Annotated in this window: 13 protein-coding genes; 9 read left to right on the top strand and 4 right to left on the bottom strand. The window is 36.4% G+C overall.

The features are described from left to right. Positions 1-529 precede the first annotated feature (529 nt). Positions 530-2,308, top strand: a complete 1,779-nt coding sequence (locus tag H4J75_RS12520) for a hypothetical protein (protein ID WP_182222322.1) — start codon at positions 530-532, stop codon at positions 2,306-2,308. A 291-nt stretch (positions 2,309-2,599) separates the two neighbouring features. Here the strand turns inward: H4J75_RS12520 and H4J75_RS12515 are convergent, their stop codons facing one another. Together H4J75_RS12515 and H4J75_RS12510 are read right to left on the bottom strand one after the other, a co-directional pair. Further along, positions 2,600-3,538: a DMT family transporter gene (locus tag H4J75_RS12515; protein ID WP_182222321.1), complete on the bottom strand. Its 939-nt coding sequence runs from the start codon at positions 3,536-3,538 to the stop codon at positions 2,600-2,602. A gap of 221 nt (positions 3,539-3,759) precedes the next feature. Then, complete coding sequence (locus H4J75_RS12510; protein ID WP_182222320.1) at positions 3,760-4,215, bottom strand: Lrp/AsnC family transcriptional regulator; 456 nt, start codon at positions 4,213-4,215, stop codon at positions 3,760-3,762. A gap of 207 nt (positions 4,216-4,422) precedes the next feature. Here H4J75_RS12510 and ctlX point away from each other — a divergent pair, with 207 nt between their 5' ends. Both ctlX and H4J75_RS12500 read left to right on the top strand, forming a co-directional pair. Beyond that, positions 4,423-5,343: a citrulline utilization hydrolase CtlX gene (gene ctlX / locus H4J75_RS12505; protein ID WP_182222319.1), complete on the top strand. Its 921-nt coding sequence runs from the start codon at positions 4,423-4,425 to the stop codon at positions 5,341-5,343. A 94-nt stretch (positions 5,344-5,437) separates the two neighbouring features. Continuing rightward, positions 5,438-6,868 carry a sodium:alanine symporter family protein gene (locus tag H4J75_RS12500; RefSeq protein ID WP_182214064.1) on the top strand — a complete coding sequence of 477 codons (1,431 nt, stop codon included), beginning with the start codon at positions 5,438-5,440 and terminating at the stop codon, positions 6,866-6,868. A 641-nt stretch (positions 6,869-7,509) separates the two neighbouring features. Here H4J75_RS12500 and H4J75_RS12495 read toward each other — a convergent pair. After that, a complete protein-coding gene (locus H4J75_RS12495) occupies positions 7,510-8,028 on the bottom strand; it encodes a hypothetical protein (protein ID WP_182222318.1) in 519 nt (172 codons plus the stop codon). A gap of 707 nt (positions 8,029-8,735) precedes the next feature. Continuing rightward, positions 8,736-9,974 carry a hypothetical protein gene (locus H4J75_RS12490; RefSeq protein ID WP_182222317.1) on the bottom strand — a complete coding sequence of 413 codons (1,239 nt, stop codon included), beginning with the start codon at positions 9,972-9,974 and terminating at the stop codon, positions 8,736-8,738. 278 nt (positions 9,975-10,252) lie between these two features. Between H4J75_RS12490 and H4J75_RS12485 the strand changes: the two genes are divergently transcribed. From H4J75_RS12485 to H4J75_RS12460, 6 genes are all read left to right on the top strand, one after another. Next, positions 10,253-11,227: a transposase gene (locus tag H4J75_RS12485; protein WP_182222316.1), complete on the top strand. Its 975-nt coding sequence runs from the start codon at positions 10,253-10,255 to the stop codon at positions 11,225-11,227. Between the two features lie 878 nt (positions 11,228-12,105). Further along, positions 12,106-12,729 (top strand): endonuclease, encoded by a 624-nt coding sequence (locus H4J75_RS12480; RefSeq protein WP_310733789.1) that lies wholly within the window; start codon positions 12,106-12,108, stop codon positions 12,727-12,729. 45 nt (positions 12,730-12,774) lie between these two features. After that, positions 12,775-13,218, top strand: a complete 444-nt coding sequence (locus H4J75_RS12475; protein ID WP_182222315.1) for a zinc ribbon domain-containing protein — start codon at positions 12,775-12,777, stop codon at positions 13,216-13,218. Between the two features lie 1,568 nt (positions 13,219-14,786). After that, positions 14,787-15,845 (top strand): hypothetical protein, encoded by a 1,059-nt coding sequence (locus H4J75_RS12470; protein ID WP_182222314.1) that lies wholly within the window; start codon positions 14,787-14,789, stop codon positions 15,843-15,845. A 1,203-nt stretch (positions 15,846-17,048) separates the two neighbouring features. Next, complete coding sequence (locus tag H4J75_RS12465) at positions 17,049-19,739, top strand: DNA methyltransferase (protein ID WP_182222313.1); 2,691 nt, start codon at positions 17,049-17,051, stop codon at positions 19,737-19,739. Positions 19,740-19,812: 73 nt separating this feature from the next. Next, positions 19,813-21,819, top strand: coding sequence for a DEAD/DEAH box helicase (locus tag H4J75_RS12460; protein ID WP_182222312.1), 2,007 nt, complete (start codon positions 19,813-19,815; stop codon positions 21,817-21,819).

Below are 21,819 nucleotides of genomic sequence, written 5' to 3'. Positions count from 1 at the left end.
CTGAAAAACCACTCAACAAAGTCGCAGCGAGAACTTACTGAGTGTTTTACATGATGGTCTTTCTCTATACATTACTGCAAGTTTGGTGTGGCTGATTTTAATGCTCAAATGAATGAATTAGAAGATCTGATAAAACTTGCTGATGTGGTTTTATATAAAGCTAAAAACAGTGGGCGAACTATCGCTTGTTAGATGCAAGAAACACCTAAAGAAGATGACAACGAAGCAGTAAATATTATCCATACAGTAAACTAGAATCACCATAACCCCGCTATTTTATTATCTCAGTTAGCCTGACAAACATTATTTATATTAAAACCGACCTTTTAAAGATTTAACGTTAACTTTTTGTTAATATTGTTGTTTAGCGTTATATTACTTTTTTTGTAAAGGGTGATAAAATTTCAATATAACAAATCAATGAACAAAGAAAAGTTACACTTTATTTTTCGTTCATCCCCTTTTTGCTCATTATATATCGCCACTTAAAACGGTTAAACCAGATAGTCGTTTTCGTTAAGGTATTTTAATGACCAAAAAATATATTTATAAAGGAATATATGTGAAAAAGTTAATAACGATTGTTTTATTTATTTTATCTGTTCAAGGATGTGGAGGAGGTTCTAGTAGTGACAGCACTAAAACTAATGGTACGAGCACCAATGTGGCCGTTGTTCCTCTTGATTATAAAAGTATTAAATATAAAAATGAAATATCAAACAAATATAACGCTGTTTTTAGAGGTGGGATCACTTTAAAAATTCCTCTTAGTTGGTATCAAGAACAAAGCCTTGATCCAGAGCCTCTTGTACTTAGTACTTTTTATTCCGAAGGTACTTCTCCTAAAGTTATTACTATCGTAAAAACTGACAGTTTTATTCAAAGTAGGCAAGGACTATCAAACATAAGTGAAGTATCTTCTAAGCCCATTAACTTTTCGAGCTTTGAGGGAACAGAGGTTATATTTACGGCGAATATTGACGATGTTGCGTTAAAATTTATGCAAAGTTATGTGGAAGTGAATTCCGTTTACTATTCTATTTTCTTTTTTTCGGAAGCCCAAGAGTTTGATCGGTATATAGAAGTTTCTCGATATATTGCCCGTACGTCGCACTTGAGTATATTAACGCATGAGACTACCGAGATAAGTGTAACAAAGGCAGATGATGATTTTTTATTGTTGATTTGTGAACCATCAGCACAGAATTCTAATGAATATCAGCTCTATGGCAAAATTATGTCGCAGGAGCTCACTTTTAGTGAACAATTTTTAATTGATGATAAATCTTTAGGTTGTTTAAATGTCAATGCTAAATACAGTCAGGGTTCATATCTCGTTGTATATGGCGCTGATTATAATGATCGACACCTTGTTGCTAAAAGAGTCTCAAAAACGGGAGTGGTTTTAGATGATGTTCGTATTCCAGTATCATTTTATAGTAAATACATAGATTTATATTTAGAACGAGAGTTTTCACTTAGTAATAACAACAAAGAAATAAACATTCTTTTTGATGGTGATAAATATTTAGTTACTTGGCGCTGGAAAACAGGAAATAGCAGTGAACATATCATGGGGCGTTACATTGATACTTCAGGTGTCACTTCAGAGATATTTTCTATTCATGAATATGTAGACGGTCTTATTGATAATACGATTAAAGCGGCTATTAGTAACAATCAAATTTTAGTTTCTTGGTCAATTAAAGAGTCGAATAATGATGATTTCCCTATAGTTACCTATGGAAAATTTATTAATGATATTGATATTGATGTTGTCAGGAAAATTGAACCTTCAATCATAGATGAAAATAATGTAACTACTGCACGATTCCAAGATTTAACACCCATCGATAATGGCTTTGTTTTCTCATGGGTACAAGGGGGATATTGTAGTACATGTGAAGGTTTGAGTGACGAGGCAATTAAAGCCAGAATAATTAACCGTGATGGTTTGCTAACAGATGTAAAGGTATCTTCTAACGTCATAACTGTCGCAGAGCAAACTACTTCTGGAGGTGCTAGCATTGGTGAAGCAGGAGATAGAAGTTATTTTAATATTCAAAACTTAGATAATAAGTTACTTTTCTCTTGGATCACCGGGGGAGCATTTGAAGAAACTATTTATTACATGGTTAGTGATCAAAGCCTAACTGAAATGTCAGATATTACGATCAGAAATAAAAAAATAGGTTACATGCCTAGCTTAGCTGAAATAAAGGTCACTTATTCTGAAGATAGGTTGTTTATCTTTCAGACTGCCTATAAAGGTACGGCTGTTTGGGCTGAAAATAAACCAAGTCAGTAGATTAAATAAAAATAGACAGTTGAATCGTTTCGGTTGCAATATCGGTTGTTTATTGTCAAATAGTTCACTGACAATAGCCTTGAAAACCTGTGGTTATAGTACTTAATCGATACGATATAGCTAGGTTATTTTAAGACGTTGTTGGGGATTGTTGAATTTAAAACTGCCCGATACGGGCAGTTTTATTTAGTTAGTAAAGGTTAAAAACTGATAGTTAATGACTGGGCTATCAGGTAAATATCTATAATTAATGGCTTCAAAGAGTCGGTTTGCTTGCCGACATCTAAGCCATTAGGTTAATACTATTTTTGTTTTATTTTTACTTAACGCCGTAACACCAGAACCAATAACTAAGATCACTGCACCGACAATACTGGTAGTATTGAGTGGTTCGTTTGTAATCGCTCCTGGAGAAATATAATTAATGATCTGCATAAAAATTAAGGTCAATAACGGCGTTATGGCTAATGTTGCGCTAACACGAGACGCTTCCCAATGTTCAAGAGCTTCTGCAAAAGCGCCATAAGCCAAAAGCGTATTTGCCCCACAAAAAATCAACAGTAACCAGCCTATAGTATCTAGTTCAAACACTAAAGACGGGGCCGACAACGGTAAAAACACCAAGGTTCCCGCTACATAAATCAGTATCATAATTTCTTCAGAGGCAAAGTTTTTCAACAGTTGCTTTTGTGCTAAGGCATAAATAGCCCAAAGAATTGCCGCAAGAATAATAAAGAAAAGGCCAAGAGCATAGTTACCCTGAAAACTAAATAATTGTTCAAATCGCTGATTAAAAAATAATACCAGTCCTAAGATAAAGGTTAACAAGCCCACTTTTTGTTTGGTATTAAACGACTCTTTAAAAACACAAACACCACCAATAAGTAATAACATCGGTGCTATTTGAATCATGACCTGTGTGCTTTCTGGTGATGTTAAGGCCAAGCCCATCATATAGAGAATGTAGTTTGCTAATAAACCAAAGACGGTAAGTATCATTAACACCAGGACTCTATTGTTCTTAAGTGATGATAATGAAGGTAAGCGTTTGGTGATAACTAAGTATCCGCCCAAAAATACGGCCGCAATAAGAAAACGAAACCAAGTAATGGTATTTACGTCCATATATTGCAATAGCTCTTTGAGCGCAATCGGTAAAACGCCCCATAATATTGCCGTAGTAAGGGATAAAAATAACCCCAGTTGCCATCGACCACTAATTTCATGCATAGGAAAAGCTCAGCTTAAAATGCCACATTGAGCATTTCTTTAAAAGTGAGATATTATCCATAAACTGCTTGAAAAATACTATCGTTATTAACGCTAGTATTGTGTTTTATCAGAGATAAAAGCGAAAGTTATCTTATAAGCAGCAATTAAAGCCATCAGCTTTAACAAAGAGGGCGTTTGAGTGGAATTACCCATAAATATCATAGATGAATTGAAAATGGTTAAACTGAGCTTAAAAGAATACTGGTCTCACTGTTAAGCACTCCTTCTATCGTTCTAACATCTCGCAGTACGTGGTCGAACTCGAGTAAATTTGATGTTTTAACCTCAGCCACTAAATCCCAAGTACCGTTAGTTGTGTGAATCTTATCAAGTTGGGCAATACCACGCAGTTTATTAATCACTTGTGTGGTCGACCTACCGACAACTTCTATCATCATTATAGCTTTAACGACTTCAGTCTCTAACTCATCATGAGCTCGAATCGTGAATCCCAAAATAGCGCCAGAATTAATCAGTCGATCCATTCTATTTTGTACTGTGCCACGCGAGACGTGGAGTGATTTTGCCAACTTAGAAATAGAGGCCCTAGCATCAAGGCGTAAAATAGCAATGAGCTCTTTATCAATAGCATCGTAAAGAAATACCCGCTTCTTCAGGTTCTTGTTCTCGGTCATACTCGGCTCCAAATTATCATTTTGACAATAAAACTAAACAATATGATAAATATTTACTCAATAATTGCAACATATTGCCATTTTGATTAGCACCTTCAGCAGATAGTATAGGGTTCAGTTAAATAACAGCTTTGTATAGCGCTCTGCTTTATCTGCCAAGAGACTAATTATGATAAAGCATAAAATACAAGGTAATAGAGAGAAATTATGCCAGTATTTCCACAAGCACCAAATGCGGTCGTGATGATCCGCCCACATCACTTTTTTCCTAACGAAGAAACAAAGCAAGACAATAGCTTTCAGTCAACAGAGCTTGTAAACCAAGAGCAAATTAAAGCCCTTGCTTTTGATCAGGTAACTAGCGCAGCAAGCATACTTGCAGCAGAAGGGATTGTTGTTCACCTCTTTGAAGATGAAGGACTTGAAACACCCGATTCAGTATTTCCTAATAATTGGTTTTCAACACATAGTGGTGGTCAAATCGCAATTTACCCTATGTATGCAAAAAATCGCCGCAAGGAACGCCGCACAGATATTATCGCCATGCTTAAACAACAGTATCGTGTGCAAGTCGTTTTTGATTATTCTGGATTAGAGTATGATGATATTTACTTAGAGGGTACTGGTGCTATGGTGCTAGACCATATTGAACGCATTGCTTATGCGGTTAGTTCAAAAAGAACCGATTCACATGTCCTTGAACGCTTTTGCGCTCACTTTAATTTTGAACCTATGGTTTTCGATGCTCAAGACAAAAAGGGCACTCGTGTTTACCATACCAATGTATTAATGTGTATTGGCAGTGATTTTGTCATGGCCGGCTTTGAAATGATGACCAATCCTAAACGCCGAGATGAAATTATTAAGCGCTTTGAAAATGCAGGTAAAAAAATTATTTATTTAACCGAGCAGCAAATCAATCAATTTTGCGGTAATGCACTCGAATTGCAAGGGACTTCAGGGCGCATACTTGCGCTTTCGTTAACTGCCTATAACGCATTAACACCACAGCAAATAACCTTGCTAGAAGAAACAGTGAAATTGGTTCCTCTGAATGTCTCTGCCATTGAAATGGCTGGTGGCTCAGTACGTTGCATGTTGGCAGGGGTTCACTTGTCAAAAAGATAATTTATTGATTAACGCTTGAGTCAAAAAAATTAAGCATATAATTTAAAAAAGTATCGTACTATACTGAAAATTAAAGAGTAAATAAGGCAAGTAAATGGTTAATGAGATTGTAAGCGCTATCAACAATATCCTTTGGGGCCAAGGCCAAATATTAATTTACTTGTTACTTTTTGCCGGATTTTGGTTTTCGTTCAAACTTCGCTGGATACAGATACTGCAATTCAAATATATGTTTACGGTGATGAAAGGCAGTACGCAATCTGACAAGTCAGGCATTAGTTCTTTTCAAGCTCTATGTACGGGGCTTTCGGCGCGAGTTGGTACGGGGAATTTAGCGGGTGTTGCCATGGCTATTTCGCTGGGTGGCAGTGGTGCGGTATTTTGGATGTGGGTCATTGCATTATTGGGTATGGCGACCGGCTTTGCTGAAAGTGTTCTTGGCCAGTTATATAAAGTGCGAGATGAACATAAAGAATTCAGGGGCGGCCCAGCTTATTATATTCGGGCAGGACTCAACAAACCTTGGCTGGCTATTCTTTTTTCGCTTTGTCTCTTTTTAGGCTACGGTCTTACTTTTAGTGCAATGCAAGCCAACACCATCGCAGATGCATTAAATAATACTTTTACCATCCCTCGTGAATATTCAGGCGTAGTTATTGCGGTACTCGCCGGCAGTATCGTTGTAGGTGGCATGCGCAGTATTGCCCGATTTGCCGAACTTATTGTCCCTTTTATGGGGTTAGCCTTTGTCGGGACAGCGGTCGTTATTACCTTGATGAACATTCAACTTTTACCATCAATGTTTGTCGATATATTTTATTCAGCTTTTGGTTTAAATGAAGCGGGTGCCGGCGCTTTAGGTGCAGCTATTAAGAATGGCATTCAACGAGGCTTATATTCAAATGAGGCTGGAGCAGGTAGTGTGCCTCATGCAGCCGCAGGCGCTTCACCTGTTCCTAATCATCCTGTTGCTCAGGGTTATGTACAAATGCTAGGGGTTTTCTTAGATACCATGGTGCTTTGTAGTTGCACAGCAGTAGTTATTTTGTTGTCAGATATTAATATCAGTGGCGAAATGGAAGGTATTCGAATGACACAAGATGCGATGACGAGCCATTTTGGTAGTGGTGGAAACTATTTTGTTGCCGCCGCGATTACCTTATTCGCTTTCACCTCTGTGGTTGCTAATTATGCTTATGCAGAGAGTAATTTACATTTATTTAAACTAGACAATAAAGTAGGGCGACTCTTTTATACCAGCATTTATTTATTTATGGTGTTTTGGGGAGCAACGGCTTCGTTGAAAGAAGTGTGGGGATTAGCAGATATGGCACTAGGATTAATGACGTTGGTGAATATCTACGCCATTATTTTACTGACCCCAACCGTATTGAATTTAACTAAAGACTTTCGCGAGAAACTCAAAGAAAATGGTAAGCCTACTTTTTTACTTGATGATGTCGAAATACAAGGCAAAACAGAGCCCGGTGTCTGGACAGCGAATAAAGCCAAAGAAACGTTATAAGTGCTTTGATATATAAAAAGCCGCTAAAAGATTTTAGGCGCTTGTTTCATGGTGCTATAGGTTATAGGCAATAGGGATTCATTGACGGCTTATTATGAACACCATGAATTTAAACGACGACAAAATATAACATACTGCGAAAAACTATTAGCATAGTTATTTTTTAGCATAGTTATTTTGTGAAATAATATGTAATAAACTATGGGCTCAAAACGTCTATCGTTAAGTGTGCTTTAAATCCCCATAAACAGTAATTCCCGTCATATGTAGACTTTTTCAATAATATTAGTAGTTTTATTCAAGTACTCGATAGGTTTGCGTATAACTTCTGGAAGCATTTATATGTTTGTATCCAATAATTTTCTTAAATTTTTATAATGGATGTCCGAGTTATTCTGTTAACACTCAACATGAACTAGGCAGTAAAATAAACCAAAATTTTGCCTTTACAGTGCTTATATGTAAATGACGGTGTTGACTCGCGCTCATTGTCAATTACAAATATATGAATGTGTGGAGGAGAGTGATTCTCTTTTTATTGGGCGCGTTAAGCGCCACCTTAGGTGCTATATTCCCGAGAGTTCTTTTAGAAATCATAAAACACATATCATACTGCTCCAACTCTGATCTTATTTGCTAACTTATGCATTTATTCTGATAGTACTTAATGTTCTCTTAAGTATTCTTTTACCAAAAATGTACGCAGGAATAAGAGGGAGTGGAACAAGTATTATAGTTGGTGCTAAAAGTGCGCACCAATAAACAGAAACTGTAAAAAATACTAATTCAAAGAACCCAACAAAAAAACAGGATTTAGATACACCTGTGTTTAGATTTTTTACAGCATATGCTTTTAACAAACCTTTTGATAAGTTACCGATGGCTTTGATTTCATCTCCATTTTCTATATGCAAACTGCCTTTAGATCTGTATTCAACGGGTGTGCCATCTATTCTAAATGTATAATCCTTTAGTTGCATATCTGACAGACCAAAAGTTGAGTTAGAGACCCTAATACTACTAACTCTTCCATTTAAAGTGTTAATGAATCCATCTACCTTTTTGTTTTTTTTGTTGGTTACATTTTGGGGTTTGGCTTTGCGTTTATAAGGTAATAATTTTATTGTTATCAATTCAAGATAATAAAAAAATGAATCCATGACTATAATTCCTAGAAGTTATTTATAAATAAAATAAAATAAATATACATTTATATACCTATTTAAGGGCTTTACTGATGTGGGGAATTATTATTTTCCCTTAACAATTTAATCGTAAGTTTTCACTGCCATAGTTTGTTTTTCTCCCATATTGACTGTGATATTCTAGTGACAATTTTTCTCTATCTCCTTGAACAGCTGCTTTTTTGAAATAAGTGTAAGCTTCATCATAGTTGTATTTATTATATGCAGACACGCTTAAATCGTAGCCATGTTTAGCAACTGCTGAAAAATAAAAATTATATAATTGGTGAGAGTAAGCGCAATAACATTTAATCTATCCGTGTTTTATTTAAATGATTTTATTATTGTATCTATTTATCAATAGGATAACTAATATTTTCTTGTTTGTTTTTCTTAGGGATATCTACTTTTTTAGGGGGAATTAATCGTTTTTTCATGATTTTTTATGTAATGATACTTTATCTCACGCTAAAAACTTGGGGCATGACTTAAGTATTTAAGATGAATTTCACACATTAGAGGCATTTATTATATAATGAAAAATTTTTGAAATATTATTATATCAGCACTATAACACTAAAAAAGATAACAGATGATTGTGTTTATAATACTTTAAAAAAGGATGACGTTTCAGTTGAAAATCAAAAAACCACTAAATGCGGTTTTTTGATAAATCACTTTACTTATTCAGTACTTACTGTTTGCATTTCTTCTATATCAACAGTGTTTTTTAGAATATATTGCTCAACATCTTCAATTTTATCCTTACTGAAACCAAGTTGTGCTTCTATCGATACTTTACCGTCAACATGCTCGATTAATAAAAAATCATTAATCCCTAATGTTCGAGAGAATAAAGTATGAACTTTACTGTTTTTAATATCTACAACTTTTAATGTTGTTGATGTTTTATAAAAGGCTAGAGGACCTGATTTAGTGTCAATCCAATCTATAGCCCAAAAATAATGACTACTATTTTTTAATCCTTGTTTGTTATAAAGGGCATCTTTATATGAAACATTCTTACAATCATTGTATAACCCTTTAGATGTACAGTTACTATGTACTGCAACTGTTTTCCCAGATAAGCTCACATCTAATGGAACAATAGTCCCATTATTAATATTAACAAGAATATAGTGGTCCGCTTTATTTAAACCTAACGAATTCCCAATACTACTAATTGAATCGAACATGCTGCCAAAAGAATCTTTTTTAGAGGTAGGGTTTTTTTCTAGAAGAATGTAATTTGTTGAAGCAACATCACCATTTTGATGATCGGCAATGTGATAGTTATCTAAAATTGTTATTGATTTAACTTGGTTTTTACCTATTGTATATTTAAATGCTGAGCCAGCTCTACCAACAATAAAACCATCTGATGTTGGAGTAAGCGAGCTTCCAGGTAAAGACTTTCCCGTTACTGTCGTTACATTAAAGGACTTACCTTTTTTTTCGACGGTAGCAATTTTTATAGGGCCATTTTCAGAGTTTGCTTTGTTATATTTCAATGTAAAAGTGCCATCAAAATTTTTCACAGCATAAGTGAATTGTCCAGTTATACGGTTTCCACCGAAGCTTGCGACACTACCCTCAAAATCATTGAACATTTCGTTGTTAATTAAAATACCATCTTTATGCCTAGCAAATAGTGCGGGCCCACCAGTAGTGTCTACCTCAAGCTTTTGAGCTAATAATTCTTTTTCAGATATGGTAACTATAGGAGTCATCTCTTTTACAGTTTGTTTTTGTTGAGCAGAGCTTGTTGCACCACCAAACATTTTCCCAATCATGGCTTTTTGCATTTCCACAATTTGAGCTCGCTCTTCAGCTGACATTTGTTGCTGTGGAGTTGTAGACATGCAACCAGTATTCAGACCTATTAATAATGCTAATGACGATGCTTTTATTTTTATATTCATTTAATTTAAAATATCCCTTTATTTATACTCCTTGAAACACTATGTAACAAAGGCGTCTAATATTTACAGGAAACCACAAATAAATCAATGTATTAATTAACTTCCCTAGATGCTTATACTAAAAATCGATTAACCAGGACACTCATAGCTAATTTGAAAGATATTAACGATTAAACAGTGAAATTAAACAGATTAAACAGGACACCCATAGTTAATTTGAAAGGTAGCATTCCCTCTACTAGGCTTATTATAAGAGTCAAAGTAAAAGGATTTTCTTTATGACTACTGCTAGAAAAAAACTGATTAGTTTGGTTGATACCCCATATTACCACTGCATTTCTCGCTGTGTTCGCCGAGCTTTTCTTTGCGGTGAAGATAAACTCACAGGTAAGAGTTTTGAGCACCGCAGAGGCTGGATTGAAGATAAGTTACTTAGTTTAAGTCAAGTTTTCGCTATTGATGTATGTGCTTATGCGGTTATGAGTAATCATAGTCACTTAGTGCTGTTTATTGATGAGCTAAGCGCTGAATCATGGTCGACAGAAGAAGTCTTACAGCGTTGGCATAAAATATTTAAAGGCACTTTTTTAACACAACAATATTGCCGTGGTGAATTGATTGCCGAATACTTACTTCCAACATTAAAAAATACGGTAGCCTGCTATCGCAGTCGATTAATGGATATAAGTTGGTTTATGCGTGTTCTTAATGAGCGTATTGCGAGAAAAGCCAATCAAGAAGATAATTGCACCGGCCGGTTTTGGGAAGGGCGCTTTAAGTCACAAGCTTTACTCGATGAATCGGCGATTTTAGCCTGCATGGCCTATGTTGATTTAAACCCAGTTAGAGCAGGTATGGCAGATACGCCAGAGAGTTCACCATACACAAGTGTAAAAAAGCGTGCCATCGAAGCTATAAAGGGTAAGCAACCCAAAAACCTGATGCCTTTTGTTGGTGATCCCAAAGCTAATATGCCTAAAGGCCTACCTTTTGAATTAACGGATTACCTGCAATTAGTCAAGCTAACAGGGCGTTGTATAAAAGAAAGTAAAAAAGATTATATTGTTCAAAGCAAGCCAAAATTATTACGACGTTTACATATCAACACCGACAACTGGTTAACACTCACAAAAGATTTTAGACGCTTGTTTCATGGCGCTATAGGCAATAGGGATTCGTTAACGGCTTATTATGAACACCATGAATTTAAACGACGACAAAATCTGACATGCTGCGAAAAACTATTAGCATAGTTATTTTTTAGCATAGTTATTTTGTGAAATAATATGTAATAAACTATGGGCTCAAAACGTCTATCGTTAAGTGTGCTTTAAATCCCCATAAACAGTAATTCCCGTCATATGTAGACTTTTTCAATAATATTATAAGTTTTATTCAACTACTCGATAGGTTTGCGTATAACTTCTGGCAGCATTTATATGTTTGTATCCAATAATTTTCTTAAATTTTTATAATGGATGTCCAAGTTATGAAAGCTGTATCAAATGATTCTTCTTGAGTTTTTATAATGGGAAGTTATGAAAGCTAAAATCTAGGGGGAGGAGATTTTAGACATAAAAAAACCGCAATTAAGCGGTTTCTTATCATAAACGGTGGTTTGTTTATCGCCAAATCTAAAAGTTACTAGGTATAACTAATGGATTAAAAAGGTCTTTATTTGGTGGAGCGGGGGACGCTTGAACTGGTTCTTTAGTTTCTTGTTATTTAAGTGTTTATTTGTTTTGTTTTTTTATTAGTGTAGTTTTTGGTGTAGCTAAATTTATAGGTGTACGATATGTAATTTAGATATACTTTTTGGGTTTTTAATTGTTATTTAGTATGAATAATAATTAAAAATATTTCTATATCTTGATTTTAGTCTCTGTAGGAAGTTGAATCACTGCCTAAGTCTTGATTCAACAAAAGCTTAATATAATGCAAAGTTAAATAGTAGAATTATAATTGATTACTACTTTGGTAAAGATATTATATATTTTAAATACTGATATATTGTCATTTAACTGACAAGAATAAATGAAATTTAAAATGATTAAAATATTCCTCATGTTATCGTTATTTTCTTTTAGCATCGAAGCACTCACATTCAGTCAAGCAAAAAAGAAATTAAAAAATCATTTACAAAGATCAACCAGAGTCATTCTATTGTTGTTGTAATATTAAATGGCAATCCAATAGTAAACTTGTCCCTTTAATTGAACATTGTGGGTATAAACCTCGCAATGAGTTAATTAAAAAAGGCAATCTTAATAAAAGAGCAAAGAGAATTGAGTGGGATCATTTTGTTCCTGCTTGGGAGTTTGGGCATCAATTACAATGTTGGCAAAAAGGTGGACGAAAATACTGCGCTAAGAAGTCAAAACCATTTAAAAATATGGAAGGGGATTTACATAACCTCGTCCCTGATATTGGTGAAGTGAATGCTGATCGATCAAATTTTAAATTTGGTTTAATTGATAAAGAAGTTAGAGTTTATGGTCAATGTGATGCAGAAGTTAACTTTAAAAGTAGAATATTTGAACCCGCGGCTAATTTAAGAGGGAACATTACCCGTACTTACTTTTACTTTGAACAACGATATGGTTTAAGAATAAGTAAAAAACAGAAACAACTTTACACTGCATGGGATAAGTTAGATCCAGTTGATAAAGCTGAATGTTATATTCATGAAAAAAAGTCTAAAGTTCAAGGTAATAAAAATACATTTGTTGATAGTGAGTGTGGTGATGTAAGATAAAATTCATCAAATATAATTAATATTATATCAATACAAGGAAAGTAAATGTCACTAATTAATTGTCCTCAATGCAATCATCAAGTAAGTTCAAATGCGAAAAAATGTCCTGAATGTGCAGAACCATTAAAAAAGAGCTATTTTATGAAACTATTAACTTTAATTTTAATAGTAATTGTTTTACTTCTTCTCTTTGGATCTTACTATGCCTCATCAGAAAAGGTTTCATTAACAAACGCTTACGGTGACATTAACTTTGATGGAACCTATGACATCTACTATGCTTCAGAGCCATGTCAAAGTTTAGGTTTTTCTTTTAAAAAGAAACATTCAATAGATGGACATAGTGACATTAATAAAATGTATAAAAGTTACTGTAAAGTTAATCAAGAAGGTAATTTTGAGGGATATATCTACCCTAAAGAAAAAAGTTTTCGCCATTTGCGAGTCTTTTGGGTCTCTAATGGTAATAATGTTTATTATAAAAATTAACTAACACTAGAAACAAAAAAGGTACTTCCTAGCCCTATCTTTTATGTCAAGGGTGAGGCGAATGTATTATTCATGTTGAGAGTGGTCAGATATGGATTGAAGAATGTGATACTTGGGAAGCCTTGACTCCATTACGTGCAAATGGTCACCATTCAGCTGCGAGAATACTTGAAGAATGTCATTGGAAAGATTTTGATCTCGATGAATTGAACTCCATAGAGTTGACCATCAATGACTTGGATGAATTGCTAGCAACAGATAAACAAGAGGAGAGTTGCTAATAAGTCTACTGATTAGTAAATGGTCAAATAATTAATGGAAGATTATAGCCATTAATTTATCTGGCTTCATGTTAATGGACATTAACGTTAACTGCATTAGTCTATGTAGCTATAGTGATGGTTAAGCCTATCTCGCAAAGGGGGACTTAGCGAGATAGATTAGTAACTAAAGGCAAAAGAGTACATTAACGTAAGCTAAATCTGCTTACGTTAATTATCAATCTTAGCTAATTCGCTGATCGATATAAATATTAACCTTTTCGCTATTATCCTTACTAGACTGATAGAATTTTTACGATATGAGCCGTTTTAAGTCTTTTAATAGTATCAATTAACACTATAGCCAAGCGTAAATAAATTCAGAAAATAAGATGATGCCAGCCTGGTCTAATGCAGGTAAACCAGTATGTAAAACCAATTGTGTTATTGGTTACTCAGATGCCAACAGGCTTGATGATTTTTTAGTGAAAAACTTCCCAGAATAAGTGATACTTTAGTAAGTAGAATCAATGACAGTTTTCAGGTATTAAAGCATGACTTTTGAAGTGTAATGGTTATAGGGGGGGATTACTCTTAAGAAGTTGATTCCTTCAATTATCCTTGTTCAATTGTTATTCAAATTCTATAATCCCAAAATACTAAATAAAACATTGAGTATGCGGAAAAAGCCACTGTTGTTAGATGGATTTTACATATAATAAAAAGGAATATCCCCATCGATACCGTAAATACAAAAAACGGAATATTTGAATTAATAAGTAAAGTCTTTAGTAAGTCGAATATATGGAGTGTTTTTTCGGTTATAGTATGCTTAGTAATTGCCTACTTCTTCAGCGCTATTAATGATGACCCTTATGCTTCTCCTACAATAATTGTTGCCGACACTCTATTAGTAACTCTGATTTTTACTATTCTTTCAACAGAGTTCTCTAATGGCTTCCACCTTTCTTTCGGAATTGGTAGAAGGCAGGTTAGCATAGCAGTAACCAGCCTGATAATATTCTCAAGTCTTGATAGTTGGTTACTATCCTCCCACTCAGGAATAACGGTCACTCTTTTATCTCTTCTATTATTTGCCTTTATTATCTACCTTGTATCCATAGTGATTAATAAGGAAAGCAATATTCGATTTTTTAAATTTTATAACTTTTTTATATTCGTTGGGTTATACATGATTTTTGCTGTATTTATCTATTTTGCATACACAGATTTTGGTAACGAAGAGTTAAGAATGAAAACTTTTCACGTAGTTAAAGACTTTCATTCAGTAGTAGAGGAACTTTTTTAATGATAAAACATAAGCACTTGATTATTGCTGTATCACTTGCGTTACCTGTCTGCCTGTACGTGAACGCCGGAGCTATAAATAAGGCTGTAGATGTTGGTCTTGAGCTTCTTAAGTATGGGTTTAAAGCTTTTAGCAGTAAAAATGCATTTGATACTGATATCGATAATGGTTTTATCAAAAGTAAAGAAAAATGGACTCCTGGTATACAGGAATTAAAGAAGCAATCTATCGAAACTACTGTTAATGCAGTTAATAATGAAGTTTCATCTGAGGGTAAAGAGAAAACAAAAGCGGTGCTGCAATACTTTTTTGAAAAAGAAGAAGCTAATAATATTGCTTCTATTGTTGCAGATAACAATATTGCTTCTATTGTTACAGATAACAATACTACCTCTACTGTTGCAGATGAAAAGATAACCATCCCGAAGAGAAAGCATAGATTAAAAGCTACTTTCCCTGTGACCATCAAGGCTAATCCGTCTAGTGCTAGAGTGCGAATAATGAATATCACACCTGTTTATCAAGATGAGATTGAATTAAAAAAAGGCCGATATGATGTGGAAGTGACTCTGCGTGGCTATCGGACCCAAAGATTCTGGGTGGATCTCGATCCTAGATTTAATCAGTTAGAGGTAAACTTAAATAAAAAGGGTTCTCTTCCGTGTGAAGGTGTGGAAATAACTAATGGTGGTAGCATGTGGCAAGAATATGGTTCACAGATTAAAATCGTGGATTATTTTGATAATGTTACCGTTGCTGAAATTTATTTTTCCCAGCTCGATATTCTGGCATCAAGAAATTATATCGAATTTTATCATTCAGATATATCCGGAAATTTTGCTTACTTCAATTTTATATACGGCTTTTTAAATAAAGATGAGTTGTATAAAAATAAAAAAGTTAAGACTAAATCGGAAAGACATAACAAGGTAAATATAGGTATAGAGAATGTACCAGGTGAAAATAGAGTAAAAATGATAACCTTTCAGGAAAGCCCCCAATATGTAGCCGCCTATAGCGTTAAAGAAGCTTACTGCAAAAGTTTGGAGGCATTATAATGAACTTTAGATGTTTCTCTATATTACTGATTATTTTTATGGGTGGCTGTGCTTCAAATAAGATAAGCAAAGATAACCTAATGCCGCGTTATGTCAGTCCTCTTCTCTATCTAAACTACAAGTGTGAACAGATGAGATCCGTAAACAGTGAGTTTCAGCAAGCGGAAATTTTCTATAGTGCTCTTCATAATCCCAGATCTGATTTTATATATAATTATGTTCATAAAAACGCTATTCAGTATAATGAAACCACGCTTGATCAGCTTGGTCAATCGGTTCTATTAGGTCATAGAATTGCCTTAGATAGGGCAGCAAACTTGGCTGATTGCCAGTTATAGGTTCACTTTCTAAGTTACAATTATTTGAGAGCTATATCCCCATTATTATCACTGTATTTTCTGCTGTGTTAGATGTGAATTTCTGTATAGCGAAAGTAAACTTACCGGACAAAGCTTCAAACATATTAGGCTAAAGGGTAGCTCTCTCAACAAAAACTGTATATAGGACCGTAAAAATCATATTGTAAAATACGTGAAGTCTATATACTTTTTGAGGGCGAAAGCGAGGTAGAAATAATGTACTTATGTCAATTCACGATGAAAAGTAGACCGCTAGTTAACGTTAACTCGCGTTGCGATGGACAAACTGGTATCACAGACATCTGAGCAGAACGTCAGAGAAATGCTGAGCGATAACAATTGACCTTAATAGAGCTTAACGTCGACTACTTGTATTAATTTAAGTATTACCCCCTAAAAATTTAGTCTTAGTTAAAATGACAACTGAGCAGCAATAATTATGGTTAACACTATCTCGCTATAGGGCCTTTCTAGTGCTGAGGGTAAGTTGATGCTGCAAATGTTTTCAGCCTTAGCTGAGTTCGAGTGAAACCGAATTATAGAGCGAACAAAAGAAGGACTTGAACGAGTTAAGGATCAAGGAAAAAAGCTTGCCCGACCAGAAATCCACGCTACAACAAATTTAGTTCAAACAAAGAAAGCTGAGGGATTATCGCATTCTAAAGCAGCAGAAGTATTAGGTTTGGGGATTGCTACAGTGAAAAGACATTGGAATAAGTAAACCTTCCTTATAATTCGAAGATGGGTTAGTTTATTGTATACTTTTGATCTAATTGTACTTTCTATGGGATAGATACGTGTATAATCGATAGGGTAATATTCTACAACCCTGCTAGGAACACTAATGGCCGTCAATCAGGCAAAGATATTTGAGCAACTCGAACAACTAACCAGTGAGCTTAATCGTGAAGAGTTCATCTATGGCTTTATGACAGCTTTTAATTTCCCTAAAGCAACGATTACTCAAGTTCGACAGGGTGGTGCCCGTAACGTCGCTAAAGAGGATGGTCACGTTGCCTTGAAGAACAAGCTTTACTATCAAAGTGTCCCTAGTAAAGAACTTGATGCCGTATTTGATATGAGAGTTGCAGATTCGGCTACCGCCAAAAATAAAATCCGCTTTGTGATAGTCACAGATTTTATACGTTTTCTGTCATGGGACACCCTGAGTAAAGAACGACTCGACATTGAGCTAGAAGAATTGCATAGCAATTATGGTTTCTTTCTACCCTTGGTCGGTTTAGAAAAGGCTATCATCGGTAGTGAGAATCCTGCTGATGTGAAGGCTGCTGAGAAAATGGGTAAGCTGTTCGATATTATCCGCATTCACAACGACCTCAACCAGCCAGAAGATATCCATACACTAAATGTGTTTCTGACTCGCTTACTGTTTTGTCTGTTTGCAGAAGATACTGGTATCTTTGAAGAAAGTGCCCAATTTACTTCGGCTATTAAGAGCTATACCGAGGAAGATGGTAGTGATCTCGATGCTTTTCTCTATCAGATTTTTTCTGTACTAAACACAGACAGCAGCGATGCTAAACGGCAGCAACTACCCACACACCTTTCAGCTTTCCCTTATGTTAATGGTGGATTATTTGCCTCAGATGAACCGATCCCCGAGCTTGGTAAAAAGGGACGTAGAATCTTGCTTGAGTGTGGCAGTATGGATTGGAGTGAGATCAATCCAGATATATTCGGCAGTATGTTTCAGGCTGTTATCGATGTAGAGCAACGAAGTCGTTTAGGTCAGCATTACACTTCATATAGCAATATCATGAAGGTGATTAAGCCGCTGTTCCTTGATCCATTGCAGGCAGAGTTAGATAAGCTGGTGGGGTTACCAGTTAAGAATAGGGCTAAAGGTTTAAAAGCTTTACTGGTTCGTCTTGGTCGGATAAAAGTATTCGATCCTGCTTGTGGATCAGGTAACTTTCTTATTATTGCGTACAAAGAGCTGCGTAAGCTGGAGATGGACGTTATCAAATCGCTATCTGAGGTTGAACCGCAAGGTTTTGCCATGAGCGGTCTGCATCTTTCACAGTTTTACGGTATAGAGATTGATGATTTTGCCTGTGAAATCGCTCGCTTGTCTCTCTGGCTAGCTGAGCATCAACTGAATAGCCAATGGCAGCAAGAGTTTGGTTTCGCACCACCAGCATTGCCATTGCGTGAGAGCGGTAACGTGTATAGCGGTAATAGCTTGCAGCTTGACTGGCATCAGATTTGTCCCAAAGGCAAAGAGGATGAAGTATATGTTATCGGCAACCCGCCATTCTTAGGGACTTTAGGGCGAACAGCAGAGCAAAGATCAGATATGGAGGCCGTTTTTAGTGGTTTTAAAGCTCTTGGCTACCTTGATTACGTAGCATGTTGGTTTTGGAAAGGCGCACAGTATATTCAAGACTCTCGTGCTGAACTTGCATTGGTATCTACTAACTCCCTTTGTCAAGGAGAGCAGGTTGCTACCCTTTGGCCATCGATTTTTAAACTAGGGCTGAATATTCTTTTCGCATACCCAACCTTTGCATGGAGCAATAATGCTCGCGATAAAGCCGCTGTACATGTAGTCATTGTTGGGCTGTCATCGCAAGTGAAACCAAGAAATTTATACCAAAATATTGAAGGTGAATGGCATTGTAAAGCGGTTCGTAACATTAGCCCCTACCTATTAGAGGGAAGCAATGTTGCTGTAGCAAAGATAAGCAAGCCTTTTGTAAAAGGGATACCAGCGTTACTTTTCGGGAATAAGCCAACGGATGGAGGGAACTTCTTTCTCACAACAAATGAGCGAGATGAGCTTATAAAGTGTGAGCCTTTAGCTGAACGGTGGATTAAGAGAGTGCTAGGGGCAAGTGAATTTTTGAATGGAAAAGATAGATGGTGCTTGTGGTTGGTAACCGCGACTGATACAGAGTTGCAGGCTATGCCAGAAGTAAAAAAAAGAACTGATGCAATTCGAGAATTAAGGTTAAAAGCTGGTCACTCTGCTGCGTTAAAGATGGCGGAAAAGCCGCATATTTTTATACAGGTCAGCCAGCCAAAATCAGGGAGTTATATTCTCGTCCCTAGTGTGTCTTCTGAACGTAGAACTTATGTGCCGATCGGTTTCTTTGACGCTGATGTGATTTCAACCAACCTGAATTACATCATTCCCGATGGGACAATGTATGAGTTCGGTATCCTTACTTCGCTATTGCATAACGACTGGATGCGATTGGTTGCTGGTCGCTTAAAGAGCGATTATCGTTACTCATCATCTGTAGTCTATAACCCGTTCCCTTGGCCTGAAGTTACGGCTATACAACGTGAAGAGATAAAACAGCTGGCTGAAGAGCTGCTCCTCACTCGAGCTGAATTTCCTGGTCGTACTCTGGCTGAGCTCTATGACCCAGATAAGATGCCAGCTGAGTTGTTAGCTGCGCATCAGGTGCTAGATACTGCGGTAGATAAGCTCTACCGTAAGCGTCCCTTTAAAGATTCAGCTGAACGATTAAGTTGCTTGCTGGATCGTTACGAAAAGCTAGTTAGCTAGTAGCGAGCTAGTTGAGTCTAGCAATGAAGTTATAGGTGTTAGAACAGGTACAAACTTACTGAAAGGAATTACAATGAATAACTTGTTACATGTCGAATATGGTCAAACAGGGAAGAGTTCAAATCACAATGATATGGGAATGCGTGAAATGCAGGCTCGTGCGTTCGACGAGCGAGTTAGCCAGTACTTGCTGATTAAAGCGCCTCCTGCTTGTGGTAAGTCCCGCGCCCTTATGTTCCTTGGTTTGGATAAATTAGAGCACCAAGGATTGCGTAAGGTCATTGTGGCTGTGCCTGAAAAGTCTATTGGGGGCTCTTTCCAAGACACGAACCTAACCGAATTTGGATTCTTTGCCGATTGGGTTGTGACCCCTGAAAATAACCTATGCGTGGATGGAAGTGATAAAGGAAAGGTTAATGGATTTCAGCGCTTTATGGCGAGTGATGACAGTATATTAGTTTGTACTCATGCAACCCTACGTTTTGCTTTCGAAAAGATAGACGTTACTGCTTTTGATGATTGCTTAGTTGCGATTGATGAGTTTCACCATGTATCGGCAGATGGTGATAATCGTTTGGGTGGTCTTATCGACACTTTAATGAAGAACTCGACAGCTCATATTGTAGCCATGACTGGCTCCTACTTTCGTGGCGATACTGTACCAATTTTGCTGGCTGAAGATGAAGCCAAGTTTACCAAGGTTACCTACACCTATTATGAGCAGTTGAATGGCTATGAGTACCTTAAGTCATTAGGTATCGGTTATCACTTCTATCAGGGGCGTTATATTGATGCCTTAACAACAGTGCTTGATGCCAGTAAGAAAACTATCATTCATATCCCTAACGTTAATTCAGGTGAATCAACTAAGGATAAACATGGTGAAGTAGATGCCATTCTGGATGAGCTTGGAGAAGTGTCAAAGCGAGATCCTGAAACAGGTATTTTATATATTCAGAGTAAGGATGGGCATGAGCTGAAAGTTGCCAATTTGGTAGATGATAATGCTGCTGAACGACCAAAAGTACAAGCGTATTTGAGAGATATAAAAGCCGCAGATGATATAGACATCATCATTGCATTAGGGATGGCTAAAGAAGGGTTTGATTGGCCTTTCTGTGAGCATGTATTGACCATAGGTTATCGTAGTTCGCTAACTGAGATTGTACAGATTATTGGTCGCGCGACTCGTGATTGTGCTGGTAAGAAACACGCTCAGTTTACCAACTTAATAGCCCAGCCTGACGCACAAGATGTTGATGTTAGAGCATCGGTCAATAACATGCTTAAGGCGATAACCACTTCACTTCTGATGGAACAGATTCTCGCACCTACAATTCAATTCAAGCCCCGTTCACAATGGGACGGTAAGCCGCTTCCTCCTAGTACCGTTATTATCGATGATATTTCTGGTACATCTGTATCTGAAAAAGTATTGGAGATACTAAACGGAGATAAAAACGAGATCTTGGCCACCCTGATGGCTAATGAGCAAGTGGTTAAAGAAGCTATTACAGAGACTTCGCCTCCAGAGAGCATCACTCAAGTTGCACTACCTGCGGTTATTCAAAACCTTTACCCTGACTTGACTGAAGAGGAGATGGAGCAGGTACGCCAAGGCCTTCTTCAAAGTATGTTGATTGGCCAACAAGGGGGCTTGGTCGATGGGAAAGACCTGCCATCGGATGCAGACGTTGATACGGGAGGTGGGGATGAAGGCTCTGATAGCAATGTTGTGGGTAAACAATTCTTAAAAATGGGTGAGAAATTCATCTGCATCGACAATCTGGACATAGATTTGATTTATGCTGTTAACCCGTTTCATGGTGCTTATGAGATCCTGTCTAAACAGGTTAATGCGGCCATGTTGAAAACGATTCAGGAAGCTGTTAGCGCAAGTAAGTCTCAAGTTTCTGAAGAAGAAGCCGTTATTCTCTGGCCGAAGATTAAGCAGTTTAAACGTGAACATCAACGTGATCCATCTTTGAATGCGAGTGACCCTATTGAAGTTAGATATGCTGAAGCACTAGCCTTTATTCGTAAGATGAAGCAACAACAAATGGCGACGCAGGGAGCGTAA

Source organism: Colwellia sp. BRX10-1, from assembly GCF_014077545.1.
GTDB lineage: Bacteria > Pseudomonadota > Gammaproteobacteria > Enterobacterales > Alteromonadaceae > Colwellia_A.
Note: the sequence above shows the minus strand (reverse complement) of the source record. Positions and strands in the feature narration are given on the sequence as shown.

What these genes read in the sequence shown, in the direction of transcription:
- H4J75_RS12520 (WP_182222322.1), top strand. Translation starts at nt 530, where the DNA reads ATGACCAAAAAATATATTTATAAAGGAATATATGTGAAAAAGTTAATA.
- H4J75_RS12515 (WP_182222321.1), bottom strand. Translation starts at nt 3,538, where the DNA reads ATGCATGAAATTAGTGGTCGATGGCAACTGGGGTTATTTTTATCCCTT.
- H4J75_RS12510 (WP_182222320.1), bottom strand. Translation starts at nt 4,215, where the DNA reads ATGACCGAGAACAAGAACCTGAAGAAGCGGGTATTTCTTTACGATGCT.
- ctlX (WP_182222319.1), top strand. Translation starts at nt 4,423, where the DNA reads ATGCCAGTATTTCCACAAGCACCAAATGCGGTCGTGATGATCCGCCCA.
- H4J75_RS12500 (WP_182214064.1), top strand. Translation starts at nt 5,438, where the DNA reads ATGGTTAATGAGATTGTAAGCGCTATCAACAATATCCTTTGGGGCCAA.
- H4J75_RS12495 (WP_182222318.1), bottom strand. Translation starts at nt 8,028, where the DNA reads ATGGATTCATTTTTTTATTATCTTGAATTGATAACAATAAAATTATTA.
- H4J75_RS12490 (WP_182222317.1), bottom strand. Translation starts at nt 9,974, where the DNA reads ATGAATATAAAAATAAAAGCATCGTCATTAGCATTATTAATAGGTCTG.
- H4J75_RS12485 (WP_182222316.1), top strand. Translation starts at nt 10,253, where the DNA reads ATGACTACTGCTAGAAAAAAACTGATTAGTTTGGTTGATACCCCATAT.
- H4J75_RS12475 (WP_182222315.1), top strand. Translation starts at nt 12,775, where the DNA reads ATGTCACTAATTAATTGTCCTCAATGCAATCATCAAGTAAGTTCAAAT.
- H4J75_RS12470 (WP_182222314.1), top strand. Translation starts at nt 14,787, where the DNA reads ATGATAAAACATAAGCACTTGATTATTGCTGTATCACTTGCGTTACCT.
- H4J75_RS12465 (WP_182222313.1), top strand. Translation starts at nt 17,049, where the DNA reads ATGGCCGTCAATCAGGCAAAGATATTTGAGCAACTCGAACAACTAACC.
- H4J75_RS12460 (WP_182222312.1), top strand. Translation starts at nt 19,813, where the DNA reads ATGAATAACTTGTTACATGTCGAATATGGTCAAACAGGGAAGAGTTCA.